The following is a 19254-nucleotide window of genomic DNA, read 5'->3' on the forward strand; positions in this document are numbered from 1 at the left end:
TGCACATTCCCACGGCTACAGCGCTAAGTGGAGTCTGAGCGCATCGTCGAGATCGGTCAGCTCGGGAGGGGAGACGCGACCAATCCGACGCAACAGACGTTGTGTCGCAATGGATCTGACCTGCTCGGCCTGCGCCTTCGAATCAACGGCGAGACCACTTGCCGCCGCCGACAACAGCACCTGGAATGGATAGACCCTGTCGGTGTTACTGGTCACTGGGACGACAGTGACCACGCCTCGGCCGAGACGTGTCGCGGCAGCGTTCGCCCGGTCATTGCTGACGATGACAGCCGGGCGCTGTTTATTCGCCTCGCTCCCGCGGACGGGATCCAGATCGACCTGCCATATCTCACCGCGCAGCATCGGTCACGCCGTCTCCAACGGTGCCCTCCCATGCAGCGGAATCCTCGTCTGCCGACCACTGCGCCCACGCTGCGGCGTAGTCGTCCTCGAGGGCGGGGTAGCGCAGCATCGATACCGCGCGTTGCAACCCCGCCGACCGCGACGGCAGACCCGCTTTCTTGACGTACGCGTCCAACACCGCGATGTCCTCCTCGGACAAGCTCACGCTCAGCTTCATACTCGAATACTACCTAGGTAGCATTACAGTAGCAATGGCCCACCTGTCCGGCTGAGCAGTGTCGATGTCGCTGAACTCTGGCCAATATCACGGATCGTGTCCCAACAAATCCGGCAGCCACGTGAGCCGATAGCTGATTCAATGAGCAGGACAATAGGGGAGACATCATGGCAGACGTCGATTGCGACTACGTGATCGTCGGAACCGGTTCGGCGGGTTCGGTGCTCGCCAATCGGCTCAGCGCGGATCCAGCGACCACGGTGCTGGCTTTGGAAGCCGGACCGCCGGACAAAAACAGATTCATCCGTATCCCTGCGGCGTTCTCCAAGCTATACCGCAGCGAGGTGGACTGGGATTATCTGACCGAACCGCAGAAAGAGCTGGGCGGTCGCGAAATATATTGGCCGCGAGGCAAAGTACTCGGCGGCTCGTCGTCGATGAACGCGATGATGTGGGTGCGCGGATTCCAGGCTGACTACGACGAGTGGGCCGAGCACGCGGGACGGGAATGGGGCTACGCCGAGGCGCTGGGCTACTTCCGGCGCATCGAGAACGTCACGTCGGCGTGGCCGTTCGTTAGCGGTGACGACAGCGGAGTGACCGGTCCAGTGTATGTGTCGCCACAGCGCAGCGCGCGTCCGTTGACGGCGGCCTGGCTGGCAGCGGCACGCGAATGCGGATTCGGTGCTGCGCGCCCGAATTCCGCTGAGCCGGAAGGCTTCTGCCAAACGGTCGTCACTCAGCGTAACGGCAGCCGGTGCAGCATCGTCGACGCCTATCTCAGGCCGGCGATGCGTCGCAAGAACCTGCAAGTGCTTACTGAGGCCACCGCGACCCGTGTCGTCATCGACGGTGGCCGGGCAGTCGGTGTCGAATTCGAACACGACGGCCAACGGCGCATGGCGCACGCGCGCCGGGAGGTGGTGCTCTGCGGCGGCGCCATCAACAGCCCGCAGTTGCTGATGCTCTCCGGCATCGGCCACCGCGACCACCTCGACGACCACGGCATCGACACGGTGTGCCATGCGCCCGAGGTCGGCCAGAATTTGTGCGACCACCTGGTCACGCCGCTGGGGTTCGAGGTAGCCGAGGACAGCCTGTTCGCCGCCGAGAAGCCCAAACAGCTGATCAACTACCTGCTCCGGCACCGGGGCATGCTCACCTCCAATGTCGGTGAGGCATATGGTTTTGTCCGCAGCCGGCCCGAGTTGGCCCTGCCTGACCTCGAGTTGATCTTCGCCCCCGCACCGTTTTACGACGAGGGGCTGCTACCCGCACCGCCCGGGCATGGTGTTGTGTTCGGACCGATCCTGGTCAGACCGGAAAGCCGCGGGCAGATCCTGTTGCGCTCGGCCGATCCGCACGCCAAGCCGACCATCGAACCGCGGTATCTGTCCGATCCCGCCGGCGTGGACCGCGCCGCGATGATGGCCGGCCTGCGAATCTGCGCGCAGATCGCCGAAGCCCCGGCGCTGAAGGGCCGGCTCGGTGCGATCGCACGACCGCGCAATGCCGGCGAGCTCAATGAGGCCACCCTCGAGGACGCGCTCGAGACCTGTTCGCACACCCTGTATCACCCGGTCGGCACCTGCCGGATGGGCAGCGACGACGCCAGCGTGGTGGACCCGCAGCTGCGGGTCCGCGGCGTCGATGCGCTGCGAGTTGCCGACGCGTCGGTGATGCCGAGCACCATCCGCGGGCATACCCACGCGCCGTCGATCCTGATCGGGGAGAAGGCGGCGGATTTGATCCGCGGTTAGTGCGCTTCGCCGAACGTGAAGCTGTTGCGATGTTTTCGCGGGCTTTTCGCAGTGGTTTCACACTCGGCGATCGGCTTACTCTCGCAAGAACCCGATCGCGGTGTACACCACGTCGGCCAGTCCGGGCGCGCCGTAGTTGGCCAGATTGCTGCGCACCGCGATGTCGCCGGGCGATTGGAACAGCGGCAAGTTGAAGCCTTCCTGCCAGATCATCGTGTCGACCTGATTGGCGAGCACGCTGGCCTTGTCCGGGTCCAGCTCGGATAGCGTCTCGTCGATTTTGGCGTCGATCGTGGGGTTGCCGATCTTGCCGAAATTGCTGTCGCCGTCCGAGGTGTAGATCTGCGGTAGCGCAGACAGCGGGAAAGCGTTACCCACCCAACCGAATTGCACCATGTCGAAGTCGCCGACGGCCACGTGCTGGCTGAAGAACCCGGTGCCCGGCTTGGGGTCGAGTACCAGCTTGACACCGATGTGCGCCAGGTTCTGCTGGGCCACCAAGGCGATCTGGCGCGCCGATGGGCCGTCGTAGAACACGTCGCGGATAACGAGCTGTTTGCCATTCCTCTCGCGCACTGAGCCGTTGAGCTTCCATCCTTGCGCGTCCAAGTCCCTGCGCGCTTGGTCAGGGTTGTAAGCTGCTGGCGCGCTGTTGTTTTCGTAACCAACCTGGCCGGCGACGTAAATATGGTTGTTCAGCGGCGCCGGATTGCCGGTCAGCCCGTGCTGCACGATGCTGACGATGGCCTGACGGTCGATGCCTCGACAGATCGCCAGCCGCAGCTTCTCGTCGGCCAGGATGGATCCGGGTGCGCCGTTGAAGGTGAAGTGATACCAGGTAGGTGCCGGTGCGCTCCGGATCACGATGCCGGGGGTGCGTTGCGCGGTCACCATGTCGTCGAGCGTGCTTACGCCGGCGGCATCGATCGCGTTGTTCTGCAGGGCGGGGATGACGGCGGTGGCGTCGAGGACTAAAAATGTGATGGAGTTCAGCCGCGGCTTGGCGCCCCACCAGCTCGGATTTCGGTTCAACACAATGCGTTGCGCGGTCCGGTCGATCGTGGTCACGATGAACGGCCCGGCCGATGGGCCCGGAGCGTCGAGTTGGCCCTTGTTGAAGACGTCGGGGTTCGCTGTCATGCTGCGTGGTTGCATGCCGCCGGCAAACATCCCGCGCCACTCCGCGTACGGCTTGTCGAACGTGATCACCGCTTGGTGCTCGTCAACGCCTCTGGTCACCGACTTCACCTGTTCGAACCCGGCTCGGCTGGCGATCAAATACCGCTTGTCGCGGCCGCTGCACGCGTCGACCTGCGATTTGAGGTCTTCCCAGGTGATTGGGGTGCCGTCGCTCCACACTGCTTTCGGGTTGATGGTGTACGTGACGACCTGAGGGTCGGTACCGGTCAGCTCGGCGCCGAGGAAGTAGTCGGTGTTGAGTTTGAGCGACCCGTCGGCTTGGGTGATGAACGCCCCCGGCAGCGTCGGGGAGATAACCGAACCGAGGTCGGCCGTGTTGCCGTCGATGTTCCAGTTGTTGAAGTTCGGCGGGAAAGAGGTCAGCGCGAGTCGCAGGTCGCCGCCGTCGCGCAGCGTCGCCGGGTCGCGGGGGTTGATGTCACTGGTGGTGCCGACCCGTGCGGCGTGTGTCTCAGGCACGTCCTGGTACCCGGCTGAGCAGCCCGCAACGATCACACAAGCCAGCAGCGCAAGCCAGCGAACGATCACCCGGACGATGCTAACGAACATCTGCGTGCGCCTGCGGGACCGCGGCCAGTAGTCGACGGGTGTATTCGTGCTGCGGGTTGGTGAACACCTGCTCGCCGTCACCCTGTTCCACGATCGTTCCCCGGTACATCACCGCCACCCGGTGTGCCAGGTGTTTGACCACCGAAAGGTCATGCGATACAAACAGATACGACAATCCGAATTGCTGTTGCAAGTCCAGCAGCAGGTTGATGATGCCCGCCTGGATCGACACGTCAAGTGCCGACACCGGTTCGTCGAGCGCCAGAATCTTCGGCCGCAGTGCCAGTGCCCGCGCGATACCGATCCGCTGTTTCTGCCCGCCGGAGAACTCGGCGGGATAGCGGCTGGCGTCGGCGTGGTTCAGTCCAACAATCGTCAGCAGCTCGGCGACCCGTTTCTCGCGCTGACTTCTGTCAAACCCATTGGCGGCCAACGGTTCCGCGACGACATCGTACACCGGCAGCCGGGGGTCCAGCGACGCGACCGGATCCTGGAACACCACCTGCAACTCGGTTCGCAGCTTGCGACGGGCAGCCGAGCTCAGGGTCGCAACGTCGGTGCCGAGAATCTCGATGGAACCCGCCTGGGGCTTGGCGAGCTCGAGAATCTGGGACAGCGTCGTCGACTTGCCCGAACCGGATTCACCGACAATGCCCAGGGTGCGGCCCTGTTCCACAGTGAAGCTGACGCGAGAGACCGCACGTACCTCACCTACCTGTCTGCGCAAAACCACACCCTTGGTGAGTCGATAGGTCTTGGTAAGGTCGGTGACGTGCAGCACCACCGGTGGTTCGCCGTCCGTGTTGTCGCCGGTCACCGGTTCCGTTGACACGCCGAAGACTTCGGCCGCACTGCGTCCCGCGACGTCGTCGGTGCGGATGCAGGCTGCCCAGTGGCCATCCCGGACAGTGACGAGATCGGGCTCGGCCGAACGGCATTCGTCGATCGCCAGCGGACAGCGGGGAACGAACGGACAGGCTCCAGGGGGCAGCGCCGTCATCACTGGCGGCGCGCCCGGGATCGGAATCAGCCGGGTGCCCTGCGGGGCGTCAAGTCGCGGCACCGAACCCAGCAACCCGACCGTGTACGGCATCCGACGGTCACGGTAAAGCTCGTCGACGGCAGCGATTTCGACTGGACGTCCGGCGTACATGACCAGCGCGCGATCGGCGAACTCCGACACCACACCCAGGTCGTGGGTGATGATCAGCACGCCGGCGCCGGTGGCGTCGCGCGCGGTTCGCAGTACGTCCAGGATCTGCGCCTGCACGGTGACGTCCAGCGCGGTGGTCGGTTCGTCGCAAATCAGCAGGTCCGGATTGTTGGCGATCGCGATCGCGATCACCACCCGCTGCCGCTCGCCGCCGGACAGCTCGTGCGGGAAGGCTCTCGCCCGGCGCCCTGGCTGCGCGATGCCGACCAGTTCGAGCAGTTCCACGGCGCGCTTGCGGGCACCGGCTCGGCTGATCTGGCGGTTGTGGATCTCGATGGCCTCGGCTATCTGGTCGCCGACGGTGTAGACGGGCGTCAGCGCCGACATCGGGTCTTGAAACACGGTGCCGATCGCCTTACCGCGAATCCGTGACATCGCTTGGTCGGACCGCCCGAGCAGCTCCTCGCCGTGCAACCGTACTGATCCCGACACGTCAACGTCTTCGGGTAGCAATCCGACGACGGCCATCGCGGCAGTGGTTTTGCCCGAGCCGGATTCGCCGACGATAGCGACGACTTCACCCGGATCGATGTGATAACTCATGTCGCGTACCGCGGGCACGCGCGCGTCGTCGGTTTCGAAGCTGACGTTCAGATCCGTCACCTCCAGCAGCGCACTCACCGTGGGTGTCGCTTCTTGCGGCCTGGTGATCGGCTGCCGGGATCCAGTGCGTCCCGTAGACCGTCTCCGGCGAGGTTGGCACATAAGACGATCAGCACCAACGCCCCCGCCGGAACCAGGAAGACCCACGGGAACGTGGTGGCCGAAGGGGTGCCGTCCGCGATCAGCGTGCCCAGCGACACGTCGGGTGGTTGAACACCGAACCCCAGGAAGCTCAAGCCCGTTTCGGCCAAGATCGCGAAGCCGACGTTGAGCGTCGCATCGATGATGAGGATCGAAGCCACGTTCGGCACGATGTGACGAATGATGATGCGGCGGCTTGGCACTCCCATATACCGTGCCGCCCGGACGAATTCGCGTTCACGCAAGCTCATCGTCAAACCGCGCACCATCCGCGAGCTGACCATCCAGCCGAACAGCGCGAGCAACACGACGAGCCACAGAATGCTGCTTGACCCCTTGATGCGGGGGGTGATGATCGCGATCAGGAGGAAACTCGGCACCACCAGCAGCAGGTCCACCAGCCACATCAGCGTCCGGTCGCGCCAGCCGCCGAAGTAACCCGCCACCGACCCCACGGCGGCGGCGATACTGGTCGAGATCACTGCCACGCAGAAACCGATCAGCATCGACTTCTGCATGCCGCGCAGGGTCCGCGCCAGCAGATCCTGGCCAAGCGCGTTGGTGCCGAACCAGTGCTGCAGTGACGGCGGCTGCAGCAGCGCGTCGTAGTCGAGAGCGGTGTAGCCGTAGGGAAGGAGCAGTGGCAGCGCGTAACAGCCGACGAACAGCAACACCAACAGAGCCAATGCCACCGCCGCGGGCCTGTTGCGGAGGAACCGACGTACCACGAGGTTTCGTCGCGACATGAATACGGCCGGGTGCGTGGCCGATCGCACCGGTGTGGCAGCTTCCTGCGTCATGACACCCGAATCCTCGGATCCAGCGCCGCGTAGATGACGTCGGATAAGAGTCCGGCAAGCAGAATCGCCGAGCCGGAGAACACCGTGATCGCCACGACAACGTTGGTGTCTTGAGTCGAGATGCCCTGCACCGCCCATTCGCCCATGCCATGCCAGCCGAAGATCTTCTCGACGAAAATCGCGCCAACGACCAGCCCGGCGACCCCGTAGGCGAACAGCGTGGCCATCGGGATCAGCGCGGTGCGCAGGCCGTGTTTGAACAGGGCGCGCCGACGGCTCAGGCCTTTGGCGCGAGCGGTCCGAATGAAGTCCTCGCCCAGCACGTCGAGCATCGCGTTGCGCTGGTAGCGGCTGAAACTCGCGATCGCGCCAAGTGCCAGTGCGAGCGTCGGCAGCACGATGTGCTGCGCGCGGTCGACGAACTGGTCCCAAAATCCAGCGAGCGGAATCGGCGACGTCTCACCGGTGTACAGAAAGATGCGCACCCCGGTCAGCATGTTCACCCGCAACCCGGCCAGGATGAGCAGACCCGCCATCACGAAGGTGGGGATGCTCAGGGTGATCAGCGACAACACCGTGACCACGCGGTCGCTCAAGCGGTACTGCCGAATCGCTCCCCAGGCCCCCGCGACGACGCCGATCACCGTGCCCAGCACCGAACCGATCACGACCAGCCGCAGACTGACCCCGATCCGGCGCCACAGCTGTTCGGAGACGGGGTGACCGTCCACCGTGGCGCCGAAGTCACCGCGGACCGCGCCGGATATCCAGTGTGCGTACCGGACGGGTATGGGCTTGTCCAAGCCAAGCTGAGCGGCTTTGGCGTGAATGGCCTCCGGCGGCGGCGTTGGGTGGCGCTGGATGAGACTGTCCAGCGGATGAAAGGTCAGCGAGGTCAGGCAGAACGCCAAAAACGACGCCAACGCCAACAGCACGATGTAGTTCAGTAACCGGCGCACCAGGAAGCCGATCATGCCCGCCGGCCCCGCCCGTGTCGCATGGGCACAGGGTATGAGATGCACTCACCGATTCACGCGAACAGATCCGATCCGGTTGATTCGGACCGGTGAAACCGGAGTCGCCGATTGTTAAAATCAGCCACCCGAGTGCTTGATCCAGCAAACAAATCAAGGAGATTGGCGTGACGGTTACCGATGACTACCTGGCTCACAACGCCGAATACGCAAATTCCTTCAACGGGCCGCTGCCGATGCCGCCAAGCAAACACGTGGCAATCGTCGCGTGTATGGATGCACGACTGGACGTCTATCGCATGCTCGGGATTGAGGAGGGCGAGGCGCACGTCATTCGCAATGCCGGCGGCGTGGTTACCGACGATGCGATCCGGTCGCTGGCGATCAGCCAGCGGTTGCTGGGTACCCGGGAGATCATCCTGATTCACCACACCGACTGCGGAATGCTCACCTTCACCGATGACGACTTCAAGCGCAGCATTGTCGACGAGACCGGTATCAGACCGTCCTGGGCCGCCGAATCCTTTCCCGACTCGGCCGAAGATGTTCGGCAGTCATTACGTCGCATCGAGTCCAGCCCGTTCGTCACCAAGCACGAGTCGCTGCGCGGCTTCGTCTTCGACGTCGCCACCGGCAAGCTGAACGAGGTCACCGTCTAGGCGCGGGGACGAGCGCGCCGGCCTGAGCTTCCTGTCCCGCGCGCCAGTTGATTGACAAGCCGCGGTCACCGCTGGTTTTATACGTGGTAAAGCTCAGAAAGATGGCCAATCCAGCCTACTTTACCCAGAATCCTGCGGGGGCCCATGACCAGCCATGTGACCGCCGGCCCAGCGGCCGGACACGATGATCGCCGCCCGGTTCCCGGGCAATACGAGCTCAGCCATCTGCGTTTACTGGAGGCCGAGGCCATCCACATCATTCGCGAAGTGGCCGCCGAGTTCGAGCGTCCGGTGCTGTTGTTTTCCGGCGGCAAGGACTCCATTGTGATGCTGCATCTGGCGCTCAAGGCGTTCCGCCCGGGCCGGCTGCCGTTCCCGGTCATGCACGTGGACACCGGGCACAACTTCGACGAGGTCATCGCCACCCGCGACGAGCTGGTCGCGCAGACAGGCGTGCGACTGGTGGTGGCTTCGGTGCAAGACGACATCGATGCCGGCCGGGTCGTCGAGACCATCCCGTCGCGCAACCCCATTCAGACGGTGACGCTGCTGCGTGCGATCCGGGAGAACAAATTCGACGCGGCGTTCGGCGGCGCGCGGCGCGACGAGGAGAAGGCCCGCGCCAAAGAGCGGGTGTTCAGTTTCCGCGACGAGTTCGGCCAATGGGACCCCAAGGCCCAGCGCCCAGAGCTGTGGAACCTCTACAACGGGCGCCATCACAAGGGTGAGCACATTCGGGTGTTCCCGCTGTCGAACTGGACCGAGTTCGACATCTGGTCCTACATCGGCGCTGAGAAGGTGATGTTGCCGTCGATTTACTTCGCCCACCGACGGAAGGTCTTCGAGCGCGACGGGATGCTGCTGGCCGTCCACCGGCACATGCAACCCCGCGCGGAGGAAGAGGTGTTCGAGACGACGGTGCGATTCCGCACCGTTGGCGACGTCACCTGTACCGGCTGCGTGGAATCGACTGCGACCACCGTGGCCGAGGTCATCGCCGAGACTGCAGTGTCACGGCTGACTGAGCGCGGCGCGACCCGGGCCGACGACCGCATCTCCGAGTCGGGCATGGAAGACCGCAAACGGCAGGGGTACTTCTGATGGCGACACTGCTCCGCATCGCGACGGCGGGCTCCGTCGACGACGGCAAGTCCACGCTGATCGGGCGGCTGCTGTATGACTCCAAGGCCGTCATGGAAGACCAGTGGGCATCGGTGGAGCGCACTTCCAAAGAGCGCGGCCACGACTACACCGATCTGGCGTTGGTCACCGACGGTCTGCGCGCCGAGCGCGAGCAGGGCATCACGATCGACGTGGCCTACCGCTACTTCGCCACGCCCAAGCGGAAATTCATCATCGCGGACACGCCGGGCCACATCCAGTACACCCGCAACATGGTGACCGGGGCGTCCACCGCCCAGTTGGCGATCGTGTTGGTCGATGCCCGCCACGGCCTGCTGGAGCAATCCCGTCGGCACACCTTCCTGGCGTCGCTGTTGGGCATCCAGCACATTGTGCTCGCGGTCAACAAGATGGACTTGATCGGCTGGGACCAGCAGGTGTTCGACGCGATTCGCGACGAGTTCCATGCCTTCACCACGCGTCTGGACGTGCATGACGTGGCCACCATCCCGATGTCGGCGCTGCACGGCGACAATGTGGTGACCAAGTCCGACCAGACACCCTGGTACGACGGGCCGGCGCTGCTGTCGCACCTCGAGGAGGTCTATATCGCCGGCGACCGCAACATGGTCGACGTGCGGTTCCCCGTTCAGTACGTCATCCGGCCACAGACTCGCGAGCATCAAGACCACCGCAGCTACGCCGGCACCGTGGCCAGTGGGGTCATGCGTCCCGGCGACGACGTAACGGTGCTGCCGACCGGTAAAACCAGTCGCATCACGGCGATCGAAGGGGCGACCGGACCGGTGGAGGAAGCGTTCCCACCGATGGCGGTTTCGGTGAGCCTCGCCGACGACATCGACATATCCCGCGGCGACATGATCGCCCGGCCCACCAATCAGCCCAGGGTGGCCCAGGAATTCGACGCGACGGTGTGCTGGATGGCCGATTCCGCGGCCCTGGAGGCCGGCCGCGACTACATCATCAAACACACCACCCGCACCACTCGGGTGCGGGTCACCGAGCTGGACTACCGGCTCGATGTCAACACCCTGCACCGCGACAAGTCCGCAACAGCATTGCAGCTCAACGAGCTTGGCCGCATCTCACTGCGCACCCAGGTGCCGCTGCTGCTCGACGAATACAGCCGTAACGCCAGCACCGGATCGTTCATCCTCATCGACCCGGCCACCAATGGCACCGTGGCGGCGGGCATGGTGCTGCGCGACGTCTCGGCCCGCACCGCGAGCCCGAACACGGTGCGGCACACGTCGCTGGTGACCGCCGAGGACCGGATGGCGCGGGGTCGCACCGTGTGGTTCACCGGTCTGTCGGGGTCGGGCAAGTCCTCAGTGGCCATGCTGGTCGAGCGCAAGCTACTGGAACAAGACGTGCCTGCTTATGTTCTCGACGGCGACAACCTGCGGCACGGCCTGAACGCCGATCTGGGATTTTCCATGGCCGACCGGGCCGAGAATCTGCGCCGGCTGGCGCACGTGGCGGCCTTGCTCGCCGATTCGGGCCACACCGTGCTGGTACCGGCGATCAGCCCACTTGTCGAGCACCGCGAACTGGCCCGACAGGTCCACGTCGAGGCCGGCCTCGAATTCGTCGAGGTGTTCTGTGACACGCCGCTGGAGGACTGCGAGAAACGGGACCCGAAGGGTCTTTATGCGAAGGCCCGCGCCGGATTGATCACGCATTTCACCGGTATCGACAGTCCCTATCAGCGGCCGAAAAACCCCGATCTGCGGCTCGCGTCGGACCGCAGCCTCGAGGAGTTGGCGCAGCAAGTCATCGACCTGCTCGAGCCCGGCGCGTGAACGATCGCGAGCTGGCCGCGCAGCTAGCCGGTCAGGCCGGTGAGCTGCTGCTTGCCGTGCGAGACGAGCTGTCCCACGCGACGGAGGGCGAGCGAAAAGCGGCGGGGGACAAGCGCTCCCACGATTTGTTGATGGATGCCCTGGCGCGTGAGCGGCCCGAGGATGCGGTGCTTTCCGAAGAAGGCGCCGACAATCCGGTGCGGTTGCAGGCCCGCCGGGTGTGGATCGTCGACCCGTTGGATGGCACTCGGGAGTTCTCTGAGCTCGGCCGCGATGACTGGGCAGTGCATGTCGCCCTGTGGGAATCTGGGGAACTCGTTGCCGGGGCGGTCGCGCTGCCCGCGCAAGGTGTCACGCTGGCCACACCCGACGTCGCGTTCCCACCGGCATATTCCGGTCCGCCGCGAATCGTGGTATCCCGCACCCGGCCGCCGGCCATTGTCCTGCGGGTCCGTGACCACCTCGACGGCACCCTGGTGGCGATGGGATCGGCCGGAGCCAAGGTGGCCGCCGTCGTGCAGGGTTTGGCCGATGTCTACGTCCACGCCGGCGGGCAATACGAATGGGATTCCGCAGCACCTGTCGCAGTGGCCCGGGCGGCCGGACTGCACACCTCGCGGATCGACGGGACACCACTGGAGTACAACCGTGCCGACCCGCTGTTGCCCGACGTGGTGGTATGCCGTCCCGAATACGCCAAGGCCGTGTTGGCTGCGACCGGCTAACCGCAGAGCAGTGGCAGAATCCACAGCATGCGGATGTCGGCCAAGGCGGAATACGCGGTGCGCGCGATGGTGCAACTAGCAACGGTCGACGACGGCGCACTGGTCAAAACCGACGAGCTGGCCCAAGCGCAGGGCATACCTTCGCAGTTTCTCGTCGACATTCTGTCCGACCTCCGCACTGATCGTCTGGTCCGCAGCCACCGCGGCCGCGACGGCGGCTATGAACTGGCGCGCCCCGGCACCGAAATCAGCATCGGCGACGTGTTGCGCTGCATTGACGGGCCGCTGGCCAGTGTCCGCGACATCGGGCTCGGCGATCTGCCCTATTCCGGTCCGACCGCCGCGCTCACCGACGTATGGCGGGCGTTGCGGGCCAGCATGCGCTCGGTGCTGGAGGAAACGACGGTGGCCGACGTGGCGTCGAGCAACCTGCCCAAACACGTCGCGCAGCTTGCCGATGACTATCGGGACCAGGAAAGCCAGCGCCACGGCCCCCGCCCGTAACCGCGCGAGCGTGCGTGTCCGCGGCCGACACGCCGAGTCAAAAGCCGGTTTTGCGCACGCTCGCGTCGCTCGCAAACTTGACGATTAGTTTCAGCCCGAACCGTATGGCCGGGTGATGATCTCCAGGAAGTGACCGCTGGGGTCTTGGAAGTACACGCCGCGACCGCCGTCGTTGTGGTTGATCTCGCCGGGCCGCTGGCCTCGCGGATCCGCCCAGTGCTGCAGCCCGCGCGACTGAATTTTGCCGTAGATCGCGTCGAAGTCCTCTTCGGAAACCAGAAACGCATAGTGCTGTGGATGGATCTCCGCGCCGTCGGGGACCTCGGAGTAGTCGAGGTCGGCGCCGTGCTCGAGTCGGACGCTCAAGAAGTGCCCGAACGGTACCGGATCCGGCAGCCCAAACAATTCGGTCAGAAATGTCGCCGACTCCCGCTTGTTGCGAGCCGCGACGATGGTGTGGTTGAAAGCAATCGGCATTGTGCTGCTCCATATCTCCGGATCTCCGGCGAGCGTGCGTGTTTGTACGTCGACACGCCGCAACTGATGTCATTCTGCGCACACTCGCGGGGGGTGTCGACTACTTCGGGGCGGTCAACTCCAAGGCGATGTTGTCCGGGTCGCGGAACTCCAGGATGTAGGACGGTCCGATGTCCTTGACCGGCTCGTGGTCGATACCCAAATCGTCGAGATGCTCGGCTGCAGCATCTAATTCGTCCTTGCTGGCGGCCCGGAAAGCGAGATGGTCCAAGCCGACGCGGTCCTCGTCAAAGCGGTCGTTCGCAACCGGACGTAAACCGATCAGCGCACCGCCCAGGTCGTAGATGACACCACCGAATAGAAACCCGAGTTGGTTGCGGGTCGCGGCCCCGGCGTTGTCGGGCACCTCAAGCAAAACCGGCCAACCGAACACACTCTCGTAGAACCGGCGGGATCGCTCGATATCGGTCACGGTGAGCCGAAGGTGCGCAATAGAGGTGGTGGTGATGCCCACCCGAGACATGCTGCCAGAATCACGGTCGTGCAGATAGCAATGACGATGCCGGTGATGGAGCCGGATTTGGATGCGGGTGTGCTAGCGGCCTGGGCGCGTGCGATCGACGAGGGGCCGTTCTCGTCACTGTGCTGGGGCGAGCGGATCGCATTCGAAAACCCCGACACTGTGACCCTGCTGGGTGCGCTGGCCGCATGGACCGATCGAGCCCGGTTGGTGACGACGGTGATCGTGCCCCAGCTGCATGACCCCGTGATGCTGGCCAAGGCGCTGGCCACAGGGGACATGCTGTGCGGCGGCCGCCTGGCGGTCGGTATCGGGATAGGCGGGCGCAACGAGGACTACCAGGCGGTGGGCGCAGACGTGGCGACGCAAACGATGCGCGGCATGGCTGAGCGGGTAGCGATCATGAAGCGCGTGTGGGCGGGCGAGAAGATCACCGAGTCGGTGTCGCCAGTGGGGCCGGCACCGGCGCAGCCAGGTGGGCCGCCGCTGCTGGTCGGCAGCATCGGGCCCAAGACCATCCGCAGCGCTTCCGCCTGGGCCGACGGGCTGGCCGGTACCACGTTGGACGTCGACGCCACAAAGCAGAACGAGCTGTTCGACGTGGCACGGGCCGCGTGGGCCGAGGCCGGCAAGGCCCCACCCCACTTGGCAACGTCGTTCTGGTTTGCGCTCGGGTCCGGCGATGATGCCCGGGAACAGGTGCACCGGCACCTGCGCCGCTACATGAACTGGATACCGGCGGAGTACGTCGATGCGATGGCCCCCGCGACGGGATTTGCCGGTAGTGAGGAAGAACTGCTGGCGGTGCTGCGCAGCTTCAAAGCGATCGGCACCGACGAAATCCAACTCATTCCAACCAGTTCCGATCTGGACCAACTTAGGCGAGCCGCCGACGTCGCAGCTGAGCTTTAGGCGGAGATTGCCGGCTCCGCGTCGCAATCGCTCAGCAAACCGCGATCTTGCGGCAAGCTGGACAGATGTGGGGTAAGAGCGCGGCCACCATCGTGCACGAGCACTGCCCGTTCAACGCTGAAGCTGCAGCCGCGGAGCTGGCCAGGAGCGAAATCACCCCGCTGAATACGTTCTATTGCCGCAATCACGGTCCGATTCCCGACATCCCGGTCCACAGTTGGCGCCTGCGTGTCGATGGACTCGTCGCCAAGCCGCTGAGTTTGAGCTTCGAGGAGCTGACCAGCGCGTTCAAGGTCCACACTGTTATCGCCACTTTGCAGTGCGCGGGCAACCGGCGCGACGAGTTCAACGAGATTCGCCACATTGTCGGTGAGGATCCGTGGGGCTCGGGAGCGACCTCGACGGCGGTATGGCGCGGCGTCGCACTGGCAGACGTGCTCGACGCCGCCGATGCCCGTCCTGACCACGGCTTGCACGTCGCGTTCGCGGCTCCCGACAGGTCTTCGATAGCCTCGCCGGCTCAGGTTTTCGGTGGTTCGATTCCGTTGAAAAAGGCCATGTCGGACGAAGTGCTGCTGGCCTGGGAGATGAATCATCAACCGCTGCCACGGATCCACGGCGGCCCAGTGCGGGTAGTCGTGCCTGGATACATCGGCGCCCGCAGCGTCAAATGGGTCGACACCGTCACGGTGCAAGAGTCGCCGTCGCAGAACTATTTTCAAGCAGTGGCCTACCGGCTGCTGCCCGCGGACCGCGACCCCGACACCGTCGCTCCGGGTGAAGGCATCTCGTTGTCGTCGGTGCCGCTGAATTGCGACATTCTTGCTCCCACCGACGGTGGCCGAGTTCCCAGTGGATCGCTGACCATTCACGGGTATGCCTTCGCCGACGGCAATCACGGCATCGCCCGGGTTGACGTGTCGCTCGATGAGGGTCGCAGCTGGCGCACAGCCGAACTCAACCCGCCAGCGAGCCGATGGGCGTGGCAGCACTGGTCGCTGACCGTGACGACTCGGCCGGGACCGTTGACGGTGATGGCCCGCGCATGGGACGCGACGGGTGCCACTCACCCCGAATCGGCTGCGTCGCTCTGGAACCCGAAGGGCTACGCCAACAATTCCTGGCCCCGTGTCCACGTCGACATTACGTAACCGATGCGCTGAGGTGTTGGGACCAAACCGCAGTGCGCTTGTCGTGTCCTGCTCTACGGTCGGGACTTATGAAAAAAGATGAACAGCTGGATGAGGAAGAACACCAAAGTTTCAGCCAGATTCGTAACTATGAACTCGATCCTGAGGCAGTGACCAGCCGCGAGCTCCGCGACGCGCTGGCCAAGCTGGGCGTGAAAGCCGGGCGCAACCCGCTCAAGCTGCTCGTCGTCATGTTGGTCGCGATCCGGCACACCAGCACCGCGATCTTCGAGCTGGAAAAGCAGATCATCGCGTTACGCAGAGAGATTCGCGGACGCCAAGATAAGCCCCAGGCCGACTCCGCTGCGCGGTGACGCGGCGACGCGGGCGTTAATAACTGTCCTAGATCAAGGTTCTCGGGCAGTTCACACCCGCCGATGTGGCCGAGTGGTGCTGCCCAGTGTGTCGGCCAGCGTGTCCAACACGTCAGGTACGAGCCGGTAATACGCCCATTTGCCGCGCTGCTCCCGTTCAATTAGCCCGGCCTCGACGAGGATCTTCAAATGGTGCGACACGGTCGGCTGCGATAGACCCACGGGGTCGGTCAGCTCGCAGACACACGCCTCGGCGCCCTCATGCGCCGCGATCAGGGATACCAGGCGCAGCCGCGTCGGCTCGGCAAGCGCTTTGAGCACTGCAGCTAACTGTTCGGCGGCCGCACTGTCCAGCACCGCACCGGTGAGCGGGCTGCAGCACGCCGCCATGTCGGCGACGAGCGACGATTCCGCAGTCGTGGGCGCAGCAGTGCGTGGCACGCCCCGATTCTGCCACACCCATTGACAACCATCGATGGATGCGGCACCTTTGTCACATCGACAGACATCGATATGAAGGAGCATTGGAAATGGCGACCGAAGACTCGGAACTCCGCGAACAAGTACGGGAGCGCTACGCCGCGGCCGCGGCGGCGGTGAGCACCGGCGCGACCAACACCGACGTGCTGACTGCGGAGAGCTGTTGCGCGTCGGGCGGCTCGGCGGACCTCAACATCTCATTCGGCGCCGGCTTATACAGCGCTGGTGAACATTCCGAATTACCCGCTGATGCTGTTGCAGCGAGCCTGGGTTGTGGCAACCCGACCGCCGTCGCGGAGCTTCACCAGGGCGAACGTGTCCTTGACTTGGGCTCCGGCGGCGGGATCGACGTTCTGCTCTCGGCGCAGCGTGTCGGGCCGGACGGGTTCGCCTACGGCGTCGATATGACCGACGAGATGCTGGCCCTTGCCGAAGCGAACAAGGCGAAAGCCGGCGCCACCAACGTCGAATTCCGCAAAGGCACCATCGAGGACATCCCGCTGCCGGACGCTGCCGTCGACGTAGTGATCTCCAACTGCGTTATCAACTTGTCCGTCGACAAGGCGACCGTGCTCGCCGAAATGTTTCGCGTCCTGGTCCCCGGTGGCCGGATCGGGATTTCCGACGTTGTCGCGGAGGACCATCTGACCCCGCCCGACCGCGCCGAGCGCGGCTCCTATTACGGCTGCATCGCCGGAGCCCTGTCCAAACAGGAATACCTCGACGGCCTAGGCGCGGCCGGATTCACCGATGCCTCAGTCACTTTCACTCACCAAGTCGCCGACGGAATGCACGCCGCGATCATTCGCGCCACCAAATCCGCCGAATCGTCTGGCGAGTGACCTGCGACGACGGGAGTGCCCCCGGCAGGATTCGAACCTGCGGCCTTCTGCTCCGGAGGCAGACGCTCTATCCCCTGAGCTACGGGGGCGCACGCGTGACATGCTGCGCCGTGGGGCTCCGACAGACTAACTCATCAAAGCGGCTGTCCGACGACCGGAGCGATTCGGGGCCCAGGCACCCCAGCCAATAGGATGGACCCTCGTGACCCCCGCCGACCTGGCCGAGTTGCTCAAGGCCACCGCGACCGCGGTGCTGACCGAGCACGGGCTCGATGCTGCCGCGCTGCCGGACGCGGTGACGGTTGAGCGGCCGCGTAACCCCGAGCATGGCGACTACGCCAGCAACCTGGCGCTGCAACTCGCCAAGAAGGTCGGCGCCAACCCTCGCGAGCTCGCCGGGTGGCTTGCTGAGGCACTGGCCCAGGCCGACGGCATCGCCTCGGCGGAGGTGGCCGGACCAGGCTTCATCAACTTGCGCCTGGACGCCTCGGCGCAGGGTGTCATCGTCAATAACGTCATCGACGCCGGCCCCACCTACGGCCACTCCGACACCCAGGCCGCCCACCGGGTCAACCTGGAGTTCGTCTCGGCCAACCCCACCGGACCGATCCACATCGGCGGCACCCGCTGGGCCGCCGTCGGCGACGCGCTGGGCCGGTTGCTGACGACCCAGGGCGCCGCCGTCACCCGTGAGTACTACTTCAACGACCACGGCGCACAGATCGACCGGTTCACCAACTCGCTGATCGCCGCCGCCACGGGGGAGCCGACGCCCGAGGACGGCTACGCGGGCAGCTACATCAGCGACATCGCCGCCCAGGTGCTTGAAATAGCCCCTGAGGCGCTCAGCCAACCCGAAGCCCAGCAGCACGAAACCTTCCGGGCGATCGGCGTCGACTTGATGTTCACCCACATCAAGGAGTCGCTGCACGAGTTCGGCACCGACTTCGACGTCTACACCCACGAAGAGTCGATGCACACCAGCGGCCGTGTCGAGCACGCCATCGCCCGACTGCGGGAAAACGGCAACATCTACGAAAAGGACGGCGCAACATGGTTGCGCACCAGCGCCTTTGGTGACGACAAGGACCGTGTTGTCATCAAAAGCGACGGTCGACCCGCCTACATCGCCGGCGATCTCGCCTACTACTTGGACAAGCGCGAACGCGGTTTCGACTTGTGCATCTACATGCTCGGCGCCGACCACCACGGCTACATCTCCCGGCTGAAGGCCGCGGCGGCCGCCTTCGGCGACGACCCGGCCACCGTCGAGGTGCTCATCGGCCAGATGGTCAACCTGGTCCGCGACGGCCAGCCGGTGAAGATGAGCAAGCGGGCCGGCACCGTGATCACCCTCGACGACCTCGTGGAGGCCATCGGCGTCGACGCCGCCCGCTACAGCCTGATTCGGTCCTCAGTGGATACCCCGATCGACATCGACCTGGCATTGTGGTCGTCGGCATCCAACGAAAACCCGGTCTACTACGTGCAATACGCACATGCCCGGCTCTCCGCATTGGCCCGCAACGCCGTCGAACTCGGACTGATCCCTGACACCGGTCACCTGGAGTTGCTCACCCACGACAAGGAGGGCACGCTCATCCGCGGGCTGGGTGAATTCCCCCGGGTACTGAAAACCGCGGCGTCGCTGCGGGAACCGCACCGGGTGTGCCGCTACCTGGAAGACCTCGCCGGGGACTACCACCGCTTCTACGACTCGTGCCGGGTGTTGCCGCAGGGCGACGAGGAACCCAACCAATTGCACGCCGCCCGCCTGGCGCTGTGCCAGGCCACCCGCCAGGTCATCGCCAACGGTTTGGCGATCCTGGGTGTCAGCGCTCCGGAGCGAATGTGAACGCGCATCCC

Annotated in this window: 20 protein-coding genes and 1 tRNA gene; 11 read left to right on the plus strand and 10 right to left on the minus strand. The window is 64.8% G+C overall.

Features of this window, described 5'->3' with window-relative positions:
• Positions 1-15: 15 nt before the first annotated feature.
• Positions 16-363 (minus strand): type II toxin-antitoxin system PemK/MazF family toxin, encoded by a 348-nt coding sequence (locus AC5Y5W_RS19625; protein WP_500012123.1) that lies wholly within the window; start codon positions 361-363, stop codon positions 16-18.
• Positions 350-580: a ribbon-helix-helix domain-containing protein gene (locus AC5Y5W_RS19630; RefSeq protein WP_500012125.1), complete on the minus strand. Its 231-nt coding sequence runs from the start codon at positions 578-580 to the stop codon at positions 350-352. Before AC5Y5W_RS19630 ends, AC5Y5W_RS19625 begins: the two co-directional genes overlap by 14 nt.
• 167 nt (positions 581-747) lie before the next feature.
• Between AC5Y5W_RS19630 and AC5Y5W_RS19635 the strand changes: the two genes are divergently transcribed.
• Positions 748-2340 carry a GMC family oxidoreductase gene (locus AC5Y5W_RS19635; RefSeq protein WP_500012126.1) on the plus strand — a complete coding sequence of 531 codons (1593 nt, stop codon included), beginning with the start codon at positions 748-750 and terminating at the stop codon, positions 2338-2340.
• A gap of 75 nt (positions 2341-2415) precedes the next feature.
• On the opposite strand, the gene AC5Y5W_RS19640 is transcribed toward AC5Y5W_RS19635, so the two are convergent.
• Genes AC5Y5W_RS19640 through AC5Y5W_RS19655 form a run of 4 tightly spaced genes read right to left on the minus strand, consistent with a single transcriptional unit; the run spans position 2416 to position 7820 of the window.
• Positions 2416-4077: an ABC transporter family substrate-binding protein gene (locus AC5Y5W_RS19640; protein WP_500012195.1), complete on the minus strand. Its 1662-nt coding sequence runs from the start codon at positions 4075-4077 to the stop codon at positions 2416-2418.
• A gap of 1 nt (position 4078) precedes the next feature.
• A complete protein-coding gene (locus AC5Y5W_RS19645) occupies positions 4079-5923 on the minus strand; it encodes a dipeptide ABC transporter ATP-binding protein (RefSeq protein ID WP_500012128.1) in 1845 nt (614 codons plus the stop codon).
• A complete protein-coding gene (locus AC5Y5W_RS19650; RefSeq protein ID WP_500012129.1) occupies positions 5920-6846 on the minus strand; it encodes an ABC transporter permease in 927 nt (308 codons plus the stop codon). Before AC5Y5W_RS19650 ends, AC5Y5W_RS19645 begins: the two co-directional genes overlap by 4 nt.
• Positions 6843-7820: an ABC transporter permease gene (locus AC5Y5W_RS19655; RefSeq protein ID WP_500012131.1), complete on the minus strand. Its 978-nt coding sequence runs from the start codon at positions 7818-7820 to the stop codon at positions 6843-6845. Before AC5Y5W_RS19655 ends, AC5Y5W_RS19650 begins: the two co-directional genes overlap by 4 nt.
• A gap of 167 nt (positions 7821-7987) precedes the next feature.
• On the opposite strand from AC5Y5W_RS19655, the gene AC5Y5W_RS19660 reads away from it, so the two are divergent.
• From AC5Y5W_RS19660 to AC5Y5W_RS19680, 5 genes are all read left to right on the plus strand, one after another.
• Positions 7988-8479, plus strand: coding sequence for a beta-class carbonic anhydrase (locus AC5Y5W_RS19660; RefSeq protein WP_500012133.1), 492 nt, complete (start codon positions 7988-7990; stop codon positions 8477-8479).
• Positions 8480-8623: 144 nt separating this feature from the next.
• On the plus strand, positions 8624-9580 hold the full coding sequence (gene cysD / locus AC5Y5W_RS19665) for a sulfate adenylyltransferase subunit CysD (protein WP_500012135.1): 957 nt from the start codon (positions 8624-8626) through the stop codon (positions 9578-9580).
• Entirely contained in the window at positions 9580-11424 is a 1845-nt protein-coding gene (cysC, locus tag AC5Y5W_RS19670) for an adenylyl-sulfate kinase (RefSeq protein WP_500012137.1), read from the plus strand. Before cysD ends, cysC begins: the two co-directional genes overlap by 1 nt.
• Entirely contained in the window at positions 11421-12149 is a 729-nt protein-coding gene (locus tag AC5Y5W_RS19675; RefSeq protein ID WP_500012139.1) for a 3'(2'),5'-bisphosphate nucleotidase CysQ, read from the plus strand. Before cysC ends, AC5Y5W_RS19675 begins: the two co-directional genes overlap by 4 nt.
• A gap of 27 nt (positions 12150-12176) precedes the next feature.
• Positions 12177-12653, plus strand: coding sequence for an Rrf2 family transcriptional regulator (locus AC5Y5W_RS19680; RefSeq protein ID WP_500012141.1), 477 nt, complete (start codon positions 12177-12179; stop codon positions 12651-12653).
• A 90-nt stretch (positions 12654-12743) separates the two neighbouring features.
• Here AC5Y5W_RS19680 and AC5Y5W_RS19685 read toward each other — a convergent pair whose 3' ends face one another.
• Positions 12744-13130: a VOC family protein gene (locus tag AC5Y5W_RS19685; protein ID WP_500012143.1), complete on the minus strand. Its 387-nt coding sequence runs from the start codon at positions 13128-13130 to the stop codon at positions 12744-12746.
• A 100-nt stretch (positions 13131-13230) separates the two neighbouring features.
• Complete coding sequence (locus AC5Y5W_RS19690; protein ID WP_500012145.1) at positions 13231-13644, minus strand: VOC family protein; 414 nt, start codon at positions 13642-13644, stop codon at positions 13231-13233.
• 39 nt (positions 13645-13683) lie between these two features.
• Between AC5Y5W_RS19690 and AC5Y5W_RS19695 the strand changes: the two genes are divergently transcribed.
• The 3 genes from AC5Y5W_RS19695 to AC5Y5W_RS19705 all read left to right on the plus strand — a co-directional run bounded on the left by AC5Y5W_RS19695 (position 13684) and on the right by AC5Y5W_RS19705 (position 16066).
• Positions 13684-14562 (plus strand): LLM class flavin-dependent oxidoreductase, encoded by an 879-nt coding sequence (locus tag AC5Y5W_RS19695; RefSeq protein WP_500012197.1) that lies wholly within the window; start codon positions 13684-13686, stop codon positions 14560-14562.
• 65 nt (positions 14563-14627) lie between these two features.
• Positions 14628-15713 carry a sulfite oxidase gene (locus AC5Y5W_RS19700; RefSeq protein WP_500012146.1) on the plus strand — a complete coding sequence of 362 codons (1086 nt, stop codon included), beginning with the start codon at positions 14628-14630 and terminating at the stop codon, positions 15711-15713.
• A 68-nt stretch (positions 15714-15781) separates the two neighbouring features.
• The gene (locus AC5Y5W_RS19705; RefSeq protein WP_500012148.1) at positions 15782-16066 is read left to right on the plus strand and encodes a hypothetical protein; all 285 of its coding nucleotides are present in this window, start codon (positions 15782-15784) and stop codon (positions 16064-16066) included.
• Positions 16067-16117: 51 nt separating this feature from the next.
• Here AC5Y5W_RS19705 and AC5Y5W_RS19710 read toward each other — a convergent pair whose 3' ends face one another.
• A complete protein-coding gene (locus AC5Y5W_RS19710) occupies positions 16118-16456 on the minus strand; it encodes an ArsR/SmtB family transcription factor (protein ID WP_500012199.1) in 339 nt (112 codons plus the stop codon).
• Between the two features lie 140 nt (positions 16457-16596).
• On the opposite strand from AC5Y5W_RS19710, the gene arsM reads away from it, so the two are divergent.
• Positions 16597-17388 (plus strand): arsenite methyltransferase, encoded by a 792-nt coding sequence (gene arsM, locus AC5Y5W_RS19715; protein ID WP_500012150.1) that lies wholly within the window; start codon positions 16597-16599, stop codon positions 17386-17388.
• Positions 17389-17404: 16 nt separating this feature from the next.
• On the opposite strand, the gene AC5Y5W_RS19720 is transcribed toward arsM, so the two are convergent.
• Positions 17405-17477 (minus strand) — tRNA-Arg (locus tag AC5Y5W_RS19720).
• Positions 17478-17590: 113 nt separating this feature from the next.
• On the opposite strand from AC5Y5W_RS19720, the gene argS reads away from it, so the two are divergent.
• The gene (argS, locus tag AC5Y5W_RS19725; protein ID WP_500012152.1) at positions 17591-19243 is read left to right on the plus strand and encodes an arginine--tRNA ligase; all 1653 of its coding nucleotides are present in this window, start codon (positions 17591-17593) and stop codon (positions 19241-19243) included.
• Positions 19244-19254: the final 11 nt, after the last annotated feature.

Source organism: Mycobacterium sp. NGS51 (genome assembly GCF_059812525.1).